Source organism: Streptomyces sp. MAI_2237, from assembly GCF_054189285.1.
The window spans coordinates 857288-874549 of the sequence record NZ_JAJPGQ010000001.1; the positions used below are offsets into that span (position 1 = coordinate 857288).

The window sequence follows — 17262 nt, forward strand, 5'->3', positions numbered from 1 at the left end:
TCAGGTGGAAGGGCGGGTGAGGCCCGTGGTCGGAGAGCGGCTGGGTAGGGGTCCGTGGTCTCGGAACAGCTGGGCGGGGCCCGTGGCCAGGCGGAAGGGCTGGGCGGGGGCCGGAGTCGACGGAAGCGCTGAGTGGACGTCGTGATGGATCGCGCGGTGACGCACCTGTCGTGTCCCGACCCCCGGCGCGTCTACGCCCTGCGGCCCCACGCGGAGATCATCGGGGCCGTGGCCAGGTCCATTCCGCCGACGGCGACGTTCGCGAGGTGGGTATCGATGTCCTGGTCCGTGGCGAGGCCGGCCTCGACGAGCCGACCGCGGATCTGGCGGATCGTGGCGGATTCCAGGGCCGCGCAGGCGGGTGAGGCGAGCGGGAAGTAGACGTCGGCCGCCACGTTCCGCAGGCCCGCCTCCCGCAGCAGGCGGGGCAGGCGGCGGCCGTAGGCGAGGTCGGCGCCGTGGTCGGCGAGAAGCCGACGGAAGCCGTTGCGCAGGCGGTTGGCGAGGCGCTGCTCGGGGCCGTGCTCGTCGGGGCAGACGAGAGGCTGGAGGGCCGGGTCGGCGTCCTCGATCAGGAGCCGGCCACCGGGACGCAGGGCCTTGATCATCGACCGCAACGCCCGTTCGCGGTCGGGGACGTGGACGAGGACGAGCCGGGCGTGCACCAGGTCGAAGCCCTCCCCCGGCGGTTCCTCTGCGCCGACGTCGTGGACGCGGACGTCCACCGGTGGGCGGGCGGCGGCCAGGAGGGAGGTGTCGATGTCGGTGGCGACGACCTTTCCGGTCGGTCCGACCTTCTTGGCCAGCCAGGACACGACGGAGGTGCCGCCGGCGCCGACCTCCCAGCAGCGCCAGCCGGGGCCGACGCCGAATCCTTCGAGGTGCCGGAAGGTCGTGGGGTCGAAGAGCGTGGCGAAGGCGTTGAAACGCTCGGCCGCCTCGCTCTGCCGGTTGTCGAGGAGATACCCGTCGGATCGCGTCATGCCGCGATCATCCCAGTTGCCCCGCTTGCGGCGAGCGGTCGACGCGACGACCTCGACGTCCAAGTTGGAGGGGTGAGCCCCGTCGTCCACAGCCGGGAACAAAGCGGAATCAGCTGCTCCCACAGGCTCACCCGGCGCTTACGAAGACCTGGCAGACTGGCGCGCCACGACGCAGGAATGCGGCGCAGCGCGAACGAGCAGGAGGAGCTGAGGGGCTCCCGACGCGAACGGCGCGTCACGCACGAGGAGATCCACGCGAGGAGATCCAGATGTCCATGGCAGGGAATCTGCGGAAGGTCACGAGCCTCGGCAGGGCCGGCGGCCTCCGCAAGGTGGCACGGCTGGCTCGACGGCGCCCGCGCGTCGACCTGAGCCATCCGGCCCGGTCCCCTCTGGGCTCCTCGGTGGTGAACTGCGTGAGCTACCGCGACGGTGTGCGGGTGCCGGAAGGCAGCGATCTGGTCGACACGGTGGAGCGTGTGCGCAAGCACCGGGACGGCTTCGTCTGGCTCGGTCTGCACGAGCCGACGGACCAGGAGTTCGCGGGCATCGCCGAGCTGTTCGACCTGCACCCGCTGGCGGTGGAGGACGCGGTCGAGGCACATCAGCGTCCGAAGCTGGAGCGGTACGGCGAGACGCTGTTCGCGGTGTTCAAGACGGTCTGCTACGTCGAGCACGAGCAGCTGACGGCGACCAGCGAGGTGGTGAACACCGGCGAGATCATGGTGTTCGTGGGCGAGGACTTCGTGATCACCGTCCGGCACGGCATGCACGGCTCCCTCGGCCCGCTGCGCGAGGAGCTGGAGGCCGATCCGCAGCAGTTGGGCAAGGGGCCGGCGGCGGTGCTGCACGCGATCGCGGACCACGTGGTCGACGACTACCTCAACGTCACGGACTCGGTGCAGGCGGACATCGACCAGGTGGAGACGGACGTGTTCGCGGAGAGCGGCGCGCGGACCGACCCCGGGCGGATCTACCAGCTCAAGCGCGAACTCCTGGAGCTGAAGCGGGCCGTGGTGCCGCTCGCCCGCCCGGTCGAGGATCTCGCGACACGGCCGATCCGGGTGGTCGACCCGGAGATACAGGCGTACTTCCGCGATGTCCTCGACCACCTCACGCGGGTGAAGGAGCAGATCGCCTCGTTCGACGAGCTGCTCAACTCCATCCTGCAGGCCCACCTGGCGCAGGTCACCGTCGCGCAGAACGAGGACATGCGGAAGATCACCGCCTGGGCCGCGGTGATCGCCGTACCGACGATGGTCTGCGGGGTGTACGGCATGAACTTCCAGTACATGCCGGAGCTGCACTGGAGGTTCGGCTACCCCCTGGTGATAGCCGTGATCTCGGCGGCGTGCCTGGTCCTCTACCGCGGGTTCCGGCGCAACGGCTGGCTGTGAGCTCCGGGTACGAGGGTCAGCCGGTCGTCGTCCTGGCGTAGACGCCATGGGCGAAGTCGGCGATCTGGTCCTCCGTCAGGTGCTGGGCGAGGTCGGCCTCGCTGATCATGCCGACCAGCCGCTTGTTGTCGATGACGGGAAGCCGACGGATCTGGTGGTCGCGCATCTCCCGCAGAACGTCGCCGACATCGGCGTCCGCGTCGATCCAGCGCGGGGTGCCCTTGGCCATCTCGCCGGCGGTCACCTTGGCCGGGTCGTGGCCCATGGCCACACAGCCGACGACGATGTCGCGGTCGGTGAGGATGCCGCACAGCCGCTCGTCCTCGTCGCTGATGGGCAGGGCTCCGACGTTCAGCTCGCGCATGAGCTGGGCGGCGCGGTCCAGGGTCTCGTGAGCGGGGATCCACTGGGCGCCCCGGTGCATGATGTCTCCGGCGGTGGTCATGGAGTACCTCCCGATGCCGGGCGGCCGGCGCGGCACGGGACGCACCGCGGAAACCGGCGCCCTACATTCTCGCCGCGCGACATGACGGACGCATCCGGAACCGGGGGCGCCCGACGGCGACGGGGAGCGGTCAGGCGGAGAAGCCCACGATCCTCCGCGGTGTGACACGGAGGATCACGCGGACCTCGTCGTCCTTCTCCGCGGGCGGGTCGATGCCGAGGTACTTGTGCGAGAGGTCGTGCGGCAGGCGCTTGCCCTCGTCGGGGAGGATCTCGGCGGTGCCGCGGATCTCGACCGAGGTGTAGGGGTCGGCGAGGTCGAAGACCGTGAGGCTGACACGGGGGTCGCGGCGGAGGTTGCGCACCTTCTGGCGGCCGGCGGTCGAGGAGAAGAGCACGGTGTCGCCTTCGCGCTTGATCCACACGACCGAGTTGTGCGGGGCCCCGTCGGGACCGAGCGTGGCGACGCTGGCGAAGTTCTTGCCGTCGAGGAGGGCACGGACGGACGCGTCGAGGGAGACGGGATCCGTGGAGGAGGTCGTCATGCGGACAGGATAGTTAAATGCACGTGCATAGAAAAGAGGTGTGCCGGACCCATCCATGCCGCCCCCCCCTGGCCCCCATCACCCGCTCCACGCCGGATGGCGAGGGTCGTCCGCGCGTACGAGCACGTCGGCCGTGGCGGCCGGGTCGGTCTCGGCTTCGTAGCGCTCGTAGGCGAGGAGGGTCCAGTGGTCGGCCTCGGGGGTGCGGCGGCGCAGGGCGCCGGGCGAGAGGAGGACGTGAACGGTCAGGTCGAAGGGGAACCAGTGGCGCAGCAGGAGGGGGCCGTGGAGCAACAGGATTCCACCCGGCGGGAGTTGGACATAGTCGCTGCGGGTGGCACGGTCGGTGGCCGGGTCCCACAGGTCGGGCAGGACACGGCCGTCGGCGCCGGGTTCGAGGGGGCCGAAGACCTCGCGCCACAGCGCGCCGGTGTCGAACCAGCCGTTGTAGTAGGCCTCCAGGTCCTGGCGGCCGTATTCGAGGCGGACGGAGGCCGGGCGCAGGAAGCCTTGCGCGCCGACGACCAGCGAGGGGCGGCCGCGTGTGCGCAGGGAGTCGGCGACGCGTTCGGCGAGGTCCTGCGGGCGGGCCGCCGGGGCTCCGTCGACGGCGACGCGGGGCCAGGGACTGCCGTCGGCCGGCTTCAGGTCGAGCAGGCGCTCGGCCAGGAGGTCGCCGAGCCGGTCCCAGGTGATCGCTTCGAGTCGCACAGGGCCCATGATGCGTCAGGGGCCGGTCGGCATGCGTCCGGGCCTCGGGCTCCAGCGGCGACGCGGCGGACCGAGGCCGCCAGGACCCGCGGGCGTCGCGTCCGGCCGGGGCGGCTGCCACGGGGGCGCGAAGGGCGGGATTCGGAGTGCTCCGCGGATGAGGCAGGGGAAGGAAACATGTATGGCGCACCTCGCGACTCCTCCGCACCGCACCGGACTTCTCGTCATCCAGCCGCTCAAGAGACGCCATTGCGCGGACTGCCTCGCGGGGCCGCTGGCGATGCTCGTGCTCGAAGAGGGGGTGCCGCGCTGTCTGGACTGCGCCGACCTGGGGCATCTCGTGTTCCTGCCGCGCGGTGACACGGCGTTGACGCGGCGGTCGCGGGAGGAAAGCACGCTGTCGGCGGTCGTCGTGCGGTTCAACCGGCGCAAGTCGCGCTACGAGCGGCAGGGTGTCCTGGTCGAGGAGGCGGGGCTGGCCCGGGCCGAGGAGCGGTGCCTGGCGGACGCGGAGGCCCGGCGCCGGCGCCGGGCTCGGGACACGCGGCGGCGGGCCACCGAGGACGTGCGGTTCGCGGAGGCGTTCGCGGCGGAGATACGGCGGCTGTTTCCCGGGTGCCCGCAGGAGCGGGCGCGGGCCGTCGCCGGTCACGCGTCGGTGCGCGGCAGTGGGCGGGTGGGCCGGAGCGCGGCGGGGAGGGCGTTGTCGGAGGAGGCGGTCGTCGCGGCGGTGGCGGCGTCCGTGCGGCATCTGGAGACGCCGTACGACCAGCTGCTGATGAGCGGGGTGCCGCGGCACGAGGCTCGCCGGCGGATCAGGGCGGGCGTGGAGACGGTGCTGCGGAGCTGGCGGACGGCGGGCACGGGTGCGGAGGCCGGCTGAGGGCCCGGGGACCGGTGGCTCGCGTCGTGGGCGTGGACGCTCGCGCATGCACCCGCGTTTATCGGCCATGGCCTCGGTGCTCGGGCGGGGTTCGACTGGTGGTGACGGGGGCGCCGGGCGATGTCCCGGCCGACACGGGGAGTTGACGTTGTGGTGATCGATGGGCCGTACTTCTGGCTGACGGTGCTGGGAGTGCTCGGGACCGGTCTGGTGGCCGGGGTGTTCTGCGGGTTCTCGACGTTCGTGATGCGGGCGCTGGCCACGCTGCCGCCCGCGCAGGGAGTGGCGGCGATGAACGCGATCAACGTGACGGCGGTGATGCCGGCGTTCATGATCGTGTTCGTGGGGTCGGCGGTGCTGTGCGCGGTGATCGGTGTGGTGACGTTCGTGCTGTGGCCCGAGAGCGGGACGGTGGAGCTGCTGGTGGGCAGCGCGCTGTATCTGTTCGGGTGTTTCGGAGTGACCATGGTGGCGAACGTCCCCCGCAACGAGACCCTGGCCAGGCTGGACCCGGGTACCTCCGAGGCGGCGGCGTACTGGCCGGCGTACGTGCGCGAGTGGACGTTCTGGAACCACGTCCGGACGGTGGCCTCGGCCGGGGCGGCGGTGGCCTATGTGCTGGCGATCACCTGAGGGCGGCTCTCCGGCGTCCCACGAGGTCCAGAGGGCGGAGCCGGGTGCCGTAAGAGGTCTGGGTGCGGACCACGCGGGCCGTGAGAGGCCTGGGTGCGGACTGAGGGGGCCCTGAGAGGTTGCGGGGGTGGGCTGTGGGACCCCTGGGAAGGCCGGCCGGCAAGCGCTGTCGGCCCACTCTGCGCTGGTGCCCGACCCGTCGTATCGTGGCCGGAAGAGTGCCGCCCGCTGACGCACGGCCGCCGCACCCGTACGCAAGGAAACCGGCCATGGCCGATCCCAAGGGTTTCATGACCACGCCCCGGCAGGACTGGCCCCGCCGACCGGTCGAGGAGCGCGTCCGGGACTGGAACGAGGTCTACGTCCCCGGGGCGTTGCTGCCCCTCGTCACCGAGCAGGCCGACCGGTGCATGGACTGCGGCGTACCGTTCTGCCACGAAGCCTGTCCGCTCGGCAATCTGATCCCCGAGTGGAACGACCTGGTCAGCCGGGACGGCTGGCGGCAGGCGGCCGACCGGCTGCACGCGACCAACAACTTCCCGGAGTTCACCGGGCGGTTGTGTCCCGCGCCGTGCGAGGCGGGGTGTGTGCTGGCCATCAACCAGCCCGCGGTGACCATCAAGAACGTCGAGGCCGCGATCGCCGACCGAGCCTGGGAACTGGGGCTGGCGCCGCCGCGGCCGCCGGAGCGGCTCTCCGGACGGACCGTCGCGGTGATCGGCTCGGGGCCGACCGGGCTGGCGGCGGCACAGCAGCTGACACGGGCCGGGCACACGGTCGCGGTGTACGAGAGGGACGACCGGCTCGGCGGGCTGATGCGGTACGGCATCCCGGAGTTCAAGATGGAGAAGCACCATCTCGAGCGGCGGATCGAGCAGATGCGGGCGGAGGGGACGAAGTTCCGTACGTCGACGGCCGTCGGCCGGGATGTCGGGGCGGCCGAGCTGCGCACGCGCTACGACGCCGTGGTGATCGCCACCGGGGCGACGGCGTGGCGCGAACTGCCCGTGCCGGGGCGTGAGTTGGACGGCATACATCAGGCCATGGAGTACCTTCCGCTGGCCAACCGGGTGTGCGAGGGGGACCTGGAGAACTCCCCCGTGTCGGCCGCCGGGAAGCATGTCGTCATCGTCGGCGGCGGGGACACGGGCGCCGACTGCCTGGGGACGGCGGTGCGCCAACGGGCCGCCTCGGTGACCCAGTTGGACATCTACGCTCAGCCGGGCGCCGAGCGCGACGAGGACGCCGAGCCGTGGCCGACGTACCCGAAGATCTACCGGCTGTCGGCCGCCCACGAGGAGGCGCGTGATCTTCGGACGGCGCCGGCGGCGAGCGCGGACGCGCGGCTGTTCGCGGCATCCACACTGCGCTTCACCGGGGACGAGGACGGGCATGTGCGGTCGCTGCAGCTGGTCGAGGTCGACGCGGCCCGGCGTCCCTTGCCGGGCACCGGGCGGGCGCTGCCCGCCGACCTGGTGCTGCTGGCGCTCGGCTTCTCCGGACCGGACCGGGCCGACGGGTTGATCGACCAGCTGGGGATTCGGATGGAGCCGCGTGGGACGATCAGGCGGGACGTCGGGTTCGCGACGAGTGTGCCGGGCGTGTTCGCCGCCGGGGACGCCGCGCGCGGGCAGTCGTTGATCGTGTGGGCGATCGCGGAGGGACGGGCGGTGGCGGCGGCCGTGGACCGGCACCTGACGGGGAGTTCACAGCTCCCGGCTCCGATCGGTCCGTTCGACCGGCCGATGATGGTGTAGCGGGCGGCGGCGGACACTGCGGCGAACGGGGTTGCCTCAGCGGCGGCGACCCCCGTGCGGCGAGCGGAGCGGTGCCTCAGCGGCGCTCGTCCGTCCCCGCCACCTTGCCCGTCGACAGCGCCACCCTGTTCCACGTGTTGATGGCGAGGATCAGGGCCAGCACATGGGCGAGTTCCTCCTCGTCGAAACGGGCCGCGGCCTCGGCGTAGACGTCGTCGGGGACGCCGCCGTCGGACACCAGTGTCACCGCCTCCGTCAGGGCGAGGGCGGCCTGCTCCTTGTCGGTGAAGAAGTGGCGGGCCTCGCGCCAGACGGCGACCATGTGCAGCCGGTCCTCGCTCTCACCCGCCTTACGGGCGTCGTTGGTGTGCATGTGCAGGCAGTACGCGCAGTGGTTGAGGAGCGAGGAACGGATCTGGACCAGTTCGACGAGGGCCGGGTCGAGACCCTCGCGGGCGGCGGCGTCGAAGCCGACGAGGGCACGGAAGACCTTGGGGGCGGACTGCGCGAAGTCCAGGCGCGGGCGAGGGGAAGCGGCTGCGGGGCCGGCGGAAACGGTCGTGGAGGCGGGGTGCGTCGCGTGCGTCGTCATGTGCTCGACCCTACGGAGCCGAAAGACCCACAGTAGGGTGCATTTCCATGGCGAAATCGTGGGTCAATTCCGCCGAGCGGGACGGGGCCGATCTGCACCTGGAGCTGTCCGGGACGGGCGGACAGCGGGCCGCGCTCAGCGCCGCACTCCGCGAGGCCGTGCGCGACGGGCGGCTCGCGCCCGGCACCCGGCTGCCGCCCTACCGTTCGCTCGCCGCCGACCTGGGCGTCGCCCGCAACACGGTGGCCGACGCTTACGCGGAACTCGTCGCGGAGGGCTGGCTGACCGCCCGGCAGGGTTCGGGCACCCGGGTCGCGGACCGCACCGCACCGCTGCCGCGCACCCGGCGGGGGTCCGCGAAGGCGCCCCCGCGCGCGCGTGCCTCCACGCCGGCCGCGCCCACCGCACCCACCGCGCTCCGCACCCCGCCGCACGACCTGCGTCAGGGCACCCCGGACGCCTCCGCGTTCCCCCGCGCGGCCTGGCTGACCTCCTATCGGCGGGCTCTCCAGCAGGCCCCCAACGAGGTGTTCGGGCCCGGCGACCCGGCCGGACGCGTCGAGTTGCGGGAGGCGCTCGCGGAGTATCTGGCACGCGCGCGTGGCGTGCGGACCGACGCGGACCGGATCGTGGTCTGCTCCGGTTTCGCGCACGCCCTGCGGCTGCTGTTCGGCGGCGGGGTGCTGCGCGGGCCGCTAGCCGTGGAGGCGTACGGGCTGCCCTTCCACCGGGACCTGCTCGCGGACGCGGGCGTGCGCACCGTACCGCTGCCCCTCGACGAACACGGGGCGCGGGTGGACCGGTTGGGGCCGGAGCGGGCCGTGCTGCTGACGCCCGCGCACCAGTTCCCGACGGGTGGGCCGCTGCACGCCGAGCGCCGGTCGGCCGTGATCGACTGGGCCCGGGCACGCGGCGGCGTGGTGCTGGAGGACGACTACGACGGGGAGTTCCGCTACGACCGCAAGCCCGTCGGCGCCGTCCAGGGACTCGACTCCGAGCGGGTGATCCTGCTCGGTTCGGTCAGCAAGAGCCTGTCACCGGCCGTGCGGCTGGGGTGGATGGTGCTGCCCGAGCGGTACGTCGAGGGCGTGCTGGCGGCCAAGGGCGAGCGCGAGGCGTGGGCGAGCGTCCTCGACCAGCTGAGCCTCGCCGACTTCCTCGCGAGCGGGTCCTACGACCGTCATGTACGGCGGATGCGGCAGCGGTACCGGAGCCGGCGCGACCGGCTCGTGGCCGCACTCGCCGCGCAGGCACCGCACCTCGAGGTGACCGGGGTGGCGGCGGGGTTGCACGCGGTGCTGCGACTGCCGCCCGGCACCGAGCGGTCCGTCGTCAAGGCCGCGGCCCGGCAGGGCGTCGCGCTGGACGGGCTGGCCGCGTTCCGGCATCCGGAGACGGACATGGAAGCCGTCGACGGCCTGGTCGTGGGGTACGCGACACCCCCGGAGCACGCGTACGAGGCGGCGTTGGAGGCCCTGTGCCGGGGGTTGCCCGGCGCGATCTGACATGGGCCCCCGCGCCGCGCAGGCCGACGTCCAGGACCGGAGGTCGGCCTGCGCGGACTTCGTCAGATCCCGGCAGGGGAGGACTCAGCCCGTGTGCGGGAGGGCTCGGTCGGCGTGCTTGAGGGCTCGGTTGACACGTGCCACGCACGGCACGCGGAGGCCCGGGACCGGCATCTGCCGGCCCGTCCCCACTTCCTGAGGTCGATCTCCACCATGGACTGCTTACCCATCACTTCATCATCACGAAAGGAAAGTTCGATCGAGCGCCGGACCATCGCGTCACGACAGCAGGAAGTCCGCCTCCCCCGCCTTGGCACCCTCGATGAACGCCGTCATCTCGTCGGTGGTGTAGATCAGCGCCGGGCCGTCCGGGTCGGTGGACTGGCGAACGGCGATCCGGCCGTCGGCGAGTTTCATCGCTTCCAGGCAGTTGCCGCCGTTGCCGCCGCTCCAGGGCTTGTGCCAGCCCTCGCTGCCCAACTCCCGTGCGGGCATGCCGTTGTAGACGTGTTTGCGCGGCTTGATGCGATCCATTCACAGCTCCTTGCGGAGATCCTGGAGGATCTCCTTCGTGCGATGTGCCGTAGCGGCCTGCGCCGCCATGCGGTCCATGACCTCGAGGTGGGTCGCCACCTCGGAGCGCGCGTCCAGATAGACGGCGCCGGTCAGGTACTCGCTGTAGACCATGTCCGGCAGTTCTGACATGGCAAATCGGAACAGCACGAAGGGCCCGAACGTACCGGGGTGCGGGCCGCTCAGGAACGGGGCGACCTGCAGCGTGACGTTGGGCAGCTTCGTGGCGTCGAGCAGCTTGTCGATCTGGGCACGCATCACCTCCGGGCCGCCGACGGGGCGGCGCAGCGCGGTTTCGTCGAACACGGCCCAGAAGCGGGGCGCGTCCGTGCGGGTGAGCAGTTCCTGGCGTTGTATGCGCAACGCGACGTGGCGCTCGATGTCCTCGGGGCGGGTCTGGCCGATGGCGCCCGATTTCAGCACACCGCGCGCGTAGTCCTCGGTCTGCAGCAGGCCGGGGACGAAGTGCGGATCGTAGGAGCGGATGAGGGAGGCCGCGCCCTCCAGGCTGACGTACATGGAGAACCAGCCGGGCAGGATGTCGTGGAACCGCTGCCACCAGCCGGGCTTGTTGGCCTCCTCGGCCAGCTGCACGAAGGTCTCGGCCTCCTCGTCGGAGATGCCGTAGGACTTCAGCAGCAGCTGCAGGTACGGGATTTTGAGGCCGACCTCGGCCATCTCCATGCGGCGGACCGTGGCGGGGGCGACGCGCAGGACCTTTGCGGCCTCCTCGCGCTTGAGCCCGGCGCGTTCCCGCAGGTCCAGCAGGCGTCTGCCGAGGACGACCTGACCGACCGTCGGCGCCGACCGCGGCTCGCTCACCCTCCACCTCCTCGACCCCTGGGAATCCACCAGCATGCTGACAGCCATACGGCGCCATTCGAAGACCTATTCGAAGATCTGTACGGTTCGGTACCGATCCACGCTGATCTCAACTGGCGCCGCTCGACGTGCTGTTGCGAGCAGTGTGCCACGCCGTTCCACAACGTCACACCGCACTCTGCAATTTTCAGAGTGACACTTGCCAAGTGTTCACGCCGGGGCGATAGTGGCAAGCGTGATTCCGTCCGCGCCCTTAGGAACAGACGCCGCCGCAGGCCACCCCCACAGCCTCGGTGCCGCCCCGGGAGCAGACCCCGCAAGGGTCGCTGCCGAGCGCCGGTTCCGATTCGAGCTGGCCGCCCATCCGGGCTCTCCCGCGCAGGCCAGACGCATGACCCGGGCGCGGCTGAACGGCTGGTCGGTGTGCGAGGACATCTGCGACACCGCCGCCCTGGTGGTCACCGAGCTGGTCACCAACGCCCTCGTCCACACCGCGAGCAGCCTCATCGTCTGCGAGCTGCACGACGGCGAGGACCTGGTGCGCATAGCCGTGCGTGACGAGGGCTGTGCGCCGGGTGCGCCCCACCCGTCGCGGGCTCGGCCCGAGGAGGAGCACGGGAGGGGACTGCTTCTCATCGACTCCCTCTGTCACGCGTGGGGAGCGTACGAACACGGCCCTGGCCTGCTGGTCTGGGCGGAGCTGCCGCGCCAGGCCGACGAGCCGTGGCACGACTGCGGACCCTGCAACGACCTGGGCTGGGGAGCCCGCCCCAAGCCCGGCCAGGCCGGCGGCTCGGGGGACGGCGAGGAAGCGGAGGCGCAGCACGGGACGGGGGCCGTGGGGGCCGCTCCGACCGGGCGGCTCCGAGAGGGGGGACGGGAGTGAGGGCCGCATCCGGCGGCCAGGTGCTGAGCCTGGACACGTTGGTCCGCCTCAAGCGCGGACTGCACGGCTCGGGCAGGCCCCGGCGGCTGCCCGTACCCGAGGGGATGACGGCCCCGCTGGGCTGCGACGCGGTGGCGGTACCCGCCCGCTTCGGCCCGTTGCTGATGCCCCGGCTGCCACGGGTGGGGTGCGTCTACGCCGATGAGGCGCACTGGTGGTGGCTCGTCCCGTCCGACTCCGACTACGCCCTGGAGTGGCCGGCCCCCGCCCTGTACGCCGCCGGGGCGGTAGTTCCGGACGCCCCGGCGGTCCCCGGCCTGATCCACAAGCCGGACGGCACACTCCCCTACACCCCGCCGATACCGCTGTACCTGGCCCTGTGCCGGGTCACGGGAACGACACCGACCTGGTCCCGCCCCGTCATCGCGTGACGGCCTGAGGCCCGTGGTTGCGTAAACATCGGGCGGGGTGCCCCGTCTGCCACCGGCGGTGGCCCGGTACCGGTTCCGCACGGACCATGCACCGTCGTGGGGACCCGACCGGCCACCGGAACCGGCCTGGTGCCAGTGCCGCACGGACCATGCACCCTCGTAGGGACCCGCTCCCCACCGTGCCGGCCCGGTGCCAGTGCCGCACGGACCATGCACCCTCATAAGGACCCGGTCCCCCACCCGTGCCGACCTAACATCGGTTGTGTGCGACCCGTGCACCGTCCTGGGGCGTACGCCCGCGCGCTCGGCCTTCTCCCACCCACGCCCTGCCCCCGCGAACGCCGTCCCGCGATAGTGGCCGTCCGGCGAGGAGAAGGGGGAAGCCGGCGGTGACGAAGACGCGGAACGCGGACGGACCGGAGGACGCGCGGGGCGCGGAGGAGCAGGCACGGATGCCGGGGGCGGACGCCCGCGAGGGAGCCCAGGGGCCGGACGGGGGCGCCGGGACACGGCACTCCGAGGGACCTGGGAAGCGGCGCGGACCGACACGGGGCGCGGACGCCCGGAGCCCCCACAGCGGCGCGGGGACTCGTGACTCCGACGGAACGCAGGACGCGGGGCGCGCGGAGGAGCGGGGACCGATCCTGGACGGGGACGCCCGGAGCCAGGACAGCGGCGCGGGCGCGCAGGACTCCGGCGGGGACGGGACGGGCCGTCCCTCGGGGCGGCGTGGGAGGGTGCGGGTCCTCGGGCGGAGGCGGAAGCGTGCCGGTGCGGGCGAGCCCGGGTTGTCCGAGTCGGAGCGGTTGCTGTTCGGCGGCCCGCTGCGTTACGACATGGGCTGGAACCGGCACAACGACGCTTTCCTGGAGCTGAGTCTGCGGGCCATGGTCACGCGGCTGCCGGAGCTGCTGGGGGCGAGCTGCCGGCTGGCCTGGCAGGCCGACCGGCGGGCGGCGCGCGCGGTGGTCGCGGCCGAGGTGGGCCGGGGCGTGGCGCAGGCGGTCGGCCTGCTGGCCATGAACAGCGTGCTGGGGCGGCTGATCGCCGGCGGCGCGATCGAGGACCGGCTGCGCGACGCCGTACCGGTGCTGGCGGTCATGGGCGCCGTGGCCCTGGTCGGGGCGCTGCTGCGGGCCGCGTCCACGTGGGCGACCGGGCGCCTGGAGCCCAAGGTGGAGCGGGTGGCCACCGAGCTGTACCTGGAGCGGGCGGCCGCCGTGGAGCTGGCCGCGATCGAGGACCACGCCTTCCACAAACTGCTGGACACCGCCCAGTACGGCGCCGGATCGGCGCGCCGGATGATCTCGTACGCCACGCGTGTGGTGAGCGCCCTGATATCGCTGGTCGCGGCGGCGAGCGTGCTGACCGTGCTGCATCCGGTGCTGCTGCCGCTGTTGGCGACGATGACGCTGCCGACGGCCTGGGGCGCGCTGACGAACGCCCGGCGGCGCTACGAGTCCTGGCACACCTGGGTGCAGCACGCCCGGGCGAGTCGCCTGGTCAGCGGCCTGCTGACCGAGCCGGAGGCGGCCCCCGAGATCCGGGTGCACGGCGTCGGACCCTTCCTGCTGCGGCACTACCGCGCCATGGCGGAGACCGCGGAGGCGGAGCAGGCGCGGCTGGCACGGCTGGCGGCGCGTACCGGGGTGATCGCGTCGGCCCTGGACGGGCGTGACGACCGTGGCGACGTACGCGACGCTCGCCGGGCTGCTGCTGGCCGGGGCGATGGCGCTGTCGGTGGCGGGCACGGCGGTCATCGCGATCCGGACGGGCTCGTCGAGCCTGGACAACCTGGTGGTGGCGGTGAACTCGCTGCACGAGGACGCGCTGTTCGTGGGCGACCTGCAGCGGCTGTACGTCGAGGCGGCCGAGCGGGCGATCCCCGTCGGCGGCGACGCCCTGCCCGAGGACCCCCGGGAGATCCGCTTCGAGCATGTCAGCTTCAGCTACCCCGGCGAGTCCGCGCGCCCGGCCCTCGACGACGTCACCCTGAGCCTTCCGCTCGGCCGGATCGTGGCCCTGGTCGGCGAGAACGGCTCCGGCAAGACCACCCTGGTCAAGCTGCTGGCGGGCCTGTACCGGCCGGACAGCGGCCGCGTCCTGTGGGACGACGTGGACGCGGCGACCGCGGACCGGTACCAGCTGGCCGAGCGGGTCGCGATGGTCGCCCAGGACTTCAAGCGCTGGCCGTTCACGGCCCGCGTCAACGTGGCGATCGGGCGTTCCTCGGCGCCGTTGACGGAGGAGCGCATGGCCTCCGCGCTCGCCGAGGCCGGTGCCGAGGGTGTGGTGGCCGGTCTGCCGCGCGGCCTGGACACCCTGCTCGCCCGGCAGTTCAGCGGCGGGCACGAGCTGTCCGGCGGTCAGTGGCAACGGCTGGGGATCTCGCGGGCGGCCTACCGGCGCGGCCGGATCCTGGTCGTGGACGAGCCGACGGCGGCTCTGGACGCCCGGGCCGAGCTGGAGGTCTTCGACAAGATCCGCGCCCTGGCGTCGGCCGGCCAGACCGTGATCCTGATCACCCACCGGCTGGCGTCCGTTCGGCACGCCGATCTGGTGCACGTGCTCGACCAGGGGCGGCTGGCGGAGTCGGGCACTCCGGAGGAGCTGCTGGCCGGTGGCGGCATCTACGCGGAGCTGTACTCGCTCCAGGCGGAACAGTTCACCGCGCCGGTGCCCGCCCCCGAGGCGGGCTGACGCGTCTCAGGCGACCGCGTCCGCGGCCGTGTCACCCCGCACGATCACCAGGAACATGTCCGTCGCGAGGTCCATGACGACCTCGGCGGCCAGTCCTTCCAGTCGTCGCGCGTGCGCGAACTCCTCCGCCGGCCACGAGCCTCGCGGCCCACCTGCGGGAAAGCGTTCGAGCACCATTCGCCCGTTCACCATCTCGCACCTCCAGAAAGCGTTGTGCTTGTAGGAGTTAACGCCTTCGGGGGCCGAAAGGCCTCGCTCAGTTGCGGGACTGAGACGTAGTTGACACTTGTTCAGCGCGGAGTGTGAGGATCCCGTAACTTTGCGATCATCTCAGTCGCTTTCCGTATCAGTCCTCGTACTCATCGTGATAGCGAACGGATGCGCTGTTCACAGGGGTCCCAAGAGCCGACGCACGTCCCTTGGGTTCCTCCCACTCCTCCTGCCGGCCCAGCGCGGTCAGGTCGAGCAGACTCGTCGTCGACCCGAGGCCGTCGAGCCCGCGCCCGTACGTCGAGTACGTGTGGCAGATCCGCTCCCCGTCCCGCAGGAAGCAGCTGACACCGGCTCGCTCGACGAGCTCGCCGTCCCGCTCCAGGGTCGCCTCGAAGTCGTGCTGGAAGTCACCGCCCGAGGACGAGTACCAGGGCAGGCTCCAGCCCATCCGCGCCTTGAACGGAAGGATCCTGGTGTACGGCGCCCTGGAGACGACCGCGAACGTCGTTCCCCGCGCCGCCAAGTGGGCCACATGCCCGATCTGGTCCAGGAACGCGGAGCAGCAGCGGCAGCCGGCGTCCCACTCCGGCGCGAACATGAAGTGGTGGACGATCAGCTGGGGCCGCCCCTCGAAGAGGTCGTCCAGGGTGGCCTTGCCGTCGCCGCCCTCGAAGACGTACTCCTTGTCCACCGCGACCATGGGCAGTCTGCGCCGTTCGGCGTTGAGCGCGTCCCGCGCGCGGGTGGCGGCCTTCTCCTGGACGAGCAAAGTGGCGCGCGCCGCGCGCCACTGCTCACGCGAAACGATCTCCGGAAGCGACATGACCCCTCCTGCGCAACGGTCCCTCCGGTGTGGTGACCGAGGGAAGGGGCGGAACTCATCGCCGCCGCACGGACTTTCTCACCGCCACTTCGCCAAGTCGCCCGCTCCTGGATGCGCCGTCCGTGCTCCCGTCCGAGCGGCACCCCAACGCGGCGGGCATCCTGGCGCATACTCCTACGGCGGCTCCTCGAGGCCGATCCGTCCTTGATCGTCGTGCGCGGGGGTGGCGCATGCGGTGATGATGAGACGGCGGGAGGCTCGGTCGTCCCGTCGACGTATGCCGCGGTTGTCGGGGTGCGTGAGCCGGACCGCGCATCGCGTCGTCGCTCTACCGCGCGATCGGCCGGACGAGGATCCTGGGCTCACCGGCTCGCCCGACGGCTCTGGAAAGGGGCCTGTCATGCTCCTCGGCACCTGGAACCTGGAGAACCTGTTCCGTCCCGGCGACCCCGGCGGGCCCCCGGACGAGGCGACGTACCGCACGAAGCTCGCCGCGCTCGCCGCCGTCGTCACGGAGCTCGATCCGGCGCTGCTCGGCGTGCAGGAGGTCGGCGACCCGGACGCGCTGCAGGACCTGCTGGACCTGGTCGGCGGGGACTGGCACACCGCGCTCTCCAAGCACGAGGACGGCCGGCACATCAGGGTCGGCGTCGTCAGCCGCGCGCCCCTGCGGGTGCTGGCCGACACCAACTCCTTCCCGCCGGGGCTGCACCCCGTGCAGGTGAACGACTCGGGCACGGAGCTGTCGGCGGCGGGGCGCGGCTTCCTGGCCGTGGAGGTCACGACCGACGCCGGCCCGCTGCGGGTGGCCGTGGCCCATCTGAAGTCGAAGCTGCTGGAGTATCCAGGGAACCGTTTCTTCCCCCATGACGAGGGGGAACGCGCCCGTTACGGCGCCTACGCCCTCTACCGCCGCGCCGCCGAGGCCGCCACCCTGCGCGCCCTCGCCGACGAGCTGCTGGACGGGGACGGCCGCGCGCGGGACGTCGCCGTGCTGGGCGACATGAACGACGAGGTGCAGGCGGCGACCACGCAGATGCTGCTCGGGCCGCCCGGTTCCGAGATCGGCACGACCGGCTACGACCGCCCGGACCAGGGCGACGCCGAGCGGCTGTGGGACGTGGCCCCGCTGATCCCGCCCGAGCAGCGCTACTCCCGCATCAACTCGGGCCGCCGTGAGCTCATCGACCACATCCTGCTGAGCCATCGCCTGGTCCACCGGGTGACCGCGGCCGGCACGGGCCTGCCCGGCGGCGGCACCCCGCACCTGCCGTCGGTGGGCCCGGACCCCGCGGAGCGGCGCGGCAAGCCCGGGTCGGACCACGCGCCGGTGTGGGCACGGGTGGGCCAGTAGGGGCGGCGGG

The 17262-nt window shown here is 72.2% G+C and carries 17 protein-coding genes and 1 pseudogene; 9 read left to right on the top strand and 9 right to left on the bottom strand.

Features of this window, described 5'->3' with window-relative positions:
- Positions 1 to 191: 191 nt before the first annotated feature.
- Entirely contained in the window at positions 192 to 983 is a 792-nt protein-coding gene (locus LN251_RS04000) for a methyltransferase domain-containing protein (protein ID WP_458243109.1), read from the bottom strand.
- Positions 984 to 1252: 269 nt separating this feature from the next.
- On the opposite strand from LN251_RS04000, the gene corA reads away from it, so the two are divergent.
- A complete protein-coding gene (gene corA / locus LN251_RS04005; RefSeq protein ID WP_058925974.1) occupies positions 1253 to 2380 on the top strand; it encodes a magnesium/cobalt transporter CorA in 1128 nt (375 codons plus the stop codon).
- A 16-nt stretch (positions 2381 to 2396) separates the two neighbouring features.
- Here the strand turns inward: corA and LN251_RS04010 are convergent, their stop codons facing one another.
- The 3 genes from LN251_RS04010 to LN251_RS04020 all read right to left on the bottom strand — a co-directional run bounded on the left by LN251_RS04010 (position 2397) and on the right by LN251_RS04020 (position 4080).
- On the bottom strand, positions 2397 to 2825 hold the full coding sequence (locus LN251_RS04010) for a CBS domain-containing protein (protein WP_362992572.1): 429 nt from the start codon (positions 2823 to 2825) through the stop codon (positions 2397 to 2399).
- A gap of 130 nt (positions 2826 to 2955) precedes the next feature.
- Entirely contained in the window at positions 2956 to 3369 is a 414-nt protein-coding gene (locus tag LN251_RS04015; RefSeq protein WP_458243110.1) for a PPOX class F420-dependent oxidoreductase, read from the bottom strand.
- A gap of 78 nt (positions 3370 to 3447) precedes the next feature.
- Positions 3448 to 4080, bottom strand: coding sequence for a uridine kinase (locus LN251_RS04020; protein WP_458243111.1), 633 nt, complete (start codon positions 4078 to 4080; stop codon positions 3448 to 3450).
- 181 nt (positions 4081 to 4261) lie between these two features.
- On the opposite strand from LN251_RS04020, the gene LN251_RS04025 reads away from it, so the two are divergent.
- The 3 genes from LN251_RS04025 to LN251_RS04035 all read left to right on the top strand — a co-directional run bounded on the left by LN251_RS04025 (position 4262) and on the right by LN251_RS04035 (position 7353).
- Complete coding sequence (locus LN251_RS04025; protein WP_458243112.1) at positions 4262 to 4963, top strand: DUF2293 domain-containing protein; 702 nt, start codon at positions 4262 to 4264, stop codon at positions 4961 to 4963.
- Positions 4964 to 5116: 153 nt separating this feature from the next.
- On the top strand, positions 5117 to 5596 hold the full coding sequence (locus LN251_RS04030; protein WP_458243113.1) for an anthrone oxygenase family protein: 480 nt from the start codon (positions 5117 to 5119) through the stop codon (positions 5594 to 5596).
- Between the two features lie 269 nt (positions 5597 to 5865).
- Positions 5866 to 7353, top strand: a complete 1488-nt coding sequence (locus tag LN251_RS04035; RefSeq protein ID WP_458243114.1) for a glutamate synthase subunit beta — start codon at positions 5866 to 5868, stop codon at positions 7351 to 7353.
- A gap of 76 nt (positions 7354 to 7429) precedes the next feature.
- Here the strand turns inward: LN251_RS04035 and LN251_RS04040 are convergent, their stop codons facing one another.
- Positions 7430 to 7945 carry a carboxymuconolactone decarboxylase family protein gene (locus tag LN251_RS04040; RefSeq protein ID WP_458243115.1) on the bottom strand — a complete coding sequence of 172 codons (516 nt, stop codon included), beginning with the start codon at positions 7943 to 7945 and terminating at the stop codon, positions 7430 to 7432.
- A gap of 47 nt (positions 7946 to 7992) precedes the next feature.
- Between LN251_RS04040 and pdxR the strand changes: the two genes are divergently transcribed.
- A complete protein-coding gene (pdxR, locus tag LN251_RS04045; protein ID WP_458243116.1) occupies positions 7993 to 9450 on the top strand; it encodes a MocR-like pyridoxine biosynthesis transcription factor PdxR in 1458 nt (485 codons plus the stop codon).
- 279 nt (positions 9451 to 9729) lie between these two features.
- On the opposite strand, the gene LN251_RS04050 is transcribed toward pdxR, so the two are convergent.
- Together LN251_RS04050 and LN251_RS04055 are read right to left on the bottom strand one after the other, a co-directional pair.
- The gene (locus tag LN251_RS04050) at positions 9730 to 9984 is read right to left on the bottom strand and encodes a DUF397 domain-containing protein (RefSeq protein WP_058925966.1); all 255 of its coding nucleotides are present in this window, start codon (positions 9982 to 9984) and stop codon (positions 9730 to 9732) included.
- Positions 9985 to 10845 (bottom strand): helix-turn-helix domain-containing protein, encoded by an 861-nt coding sequence (locus LN251_RS04055; RefSeq protein WP_458243117.1) that lies wholly within the window; start codon positions 10843 to 10845, stop codon positions 9985 to 9987.
- Positions 10846 to 11071: 226 nt separating this feature from the next.
- Between LN251_RS04055 and LN251_RS04060 the strand changes: the two genes are divergently transcribed.
- The 3 genes and pseudogenes from LN251_RS04060 to LN251_RS04070 all read left to right on the top strand — a co-directional run bounded on the left by LN251_RS04060 (position 11072) and on the right by LN251_RS04070 (position 14862).
- The gene (locus LN251_RS04060) at positions 11072 to 11731 is read left to right on the top strand and encodes an ATP-binding protein (protein WP_458243118.1); all 660 of its coding nucleotides are present in this window, start codon (positions 11072 to 11074) and stop codon (positions 11729 to 11731) included.
- Entirely contained in the window at positions 11728 to 12162 is a 435-nt protein-coding gene (locus tag LN251_RS04065) for a hypothetical protein (RefSeq protein ID WP_362992594.1), read from the top strand. Before LN251_RS04060 ends, LN251_RS04065 begins: the two co-directional genes overlap by 4 nt.
- A gap of 836 nt (positions 12163 to 12998) precedes the next feature.
- Positions 12999 to 14862 (top strand): annotated as a pseudogene (locus tag LN251_RS04070) (ABC transporter ATP-binding protein).
- Positions 14863 to 14868: 6 nt separating this feature from the next.
- Here LN251_RS04070 and LN251_RS04075 read toward each other — a convergent pair.
- Together LN251_RS04075 and LN251_RS04080 are read right to left on the bottom strand one after the other, a co-directional pair.
- Complete coding sequence (locus tag LN251_RS04075; RefSeq protein WP_200704200.1) at positions 14869 to 15054, bottom strand: hypothetical protein; 186 nt, start codon at positions 15052 to 15054, stop codon at positions 14869 to 14871.
- Positions 15055 to 15208: 154 nt separating this feature from the next.
- Positions 15209 to 15898, bottom strand: a complete 690-nt coding sequence (locus LN251_RS04080; protein ID WP_458243119.1) for a DUF899 domain-containing protein — start codon at positions 15896 to 15898, stop codon at positions 15209 to 15211.
- Positions 15899 to 16298: 400 nt separating this feature from the next.
- Between LN251_RS04080 and LN251_RS04085 the strand changes: the two genes are divergently transcribed.
- Complete coding sequence (locus tag LN251_RS04085; protein WP_458243120.1) at positions 16299 to 17252, top strand: endonuclease/exonuclease/phosphatase family protein; 954 nt, start codon at positions 16299 to 16301, stop codon at positions 17250 to 17252.
- The last annotated feature ends 10 nt before the right edge of the window (positions 17253 to 17262 follow it).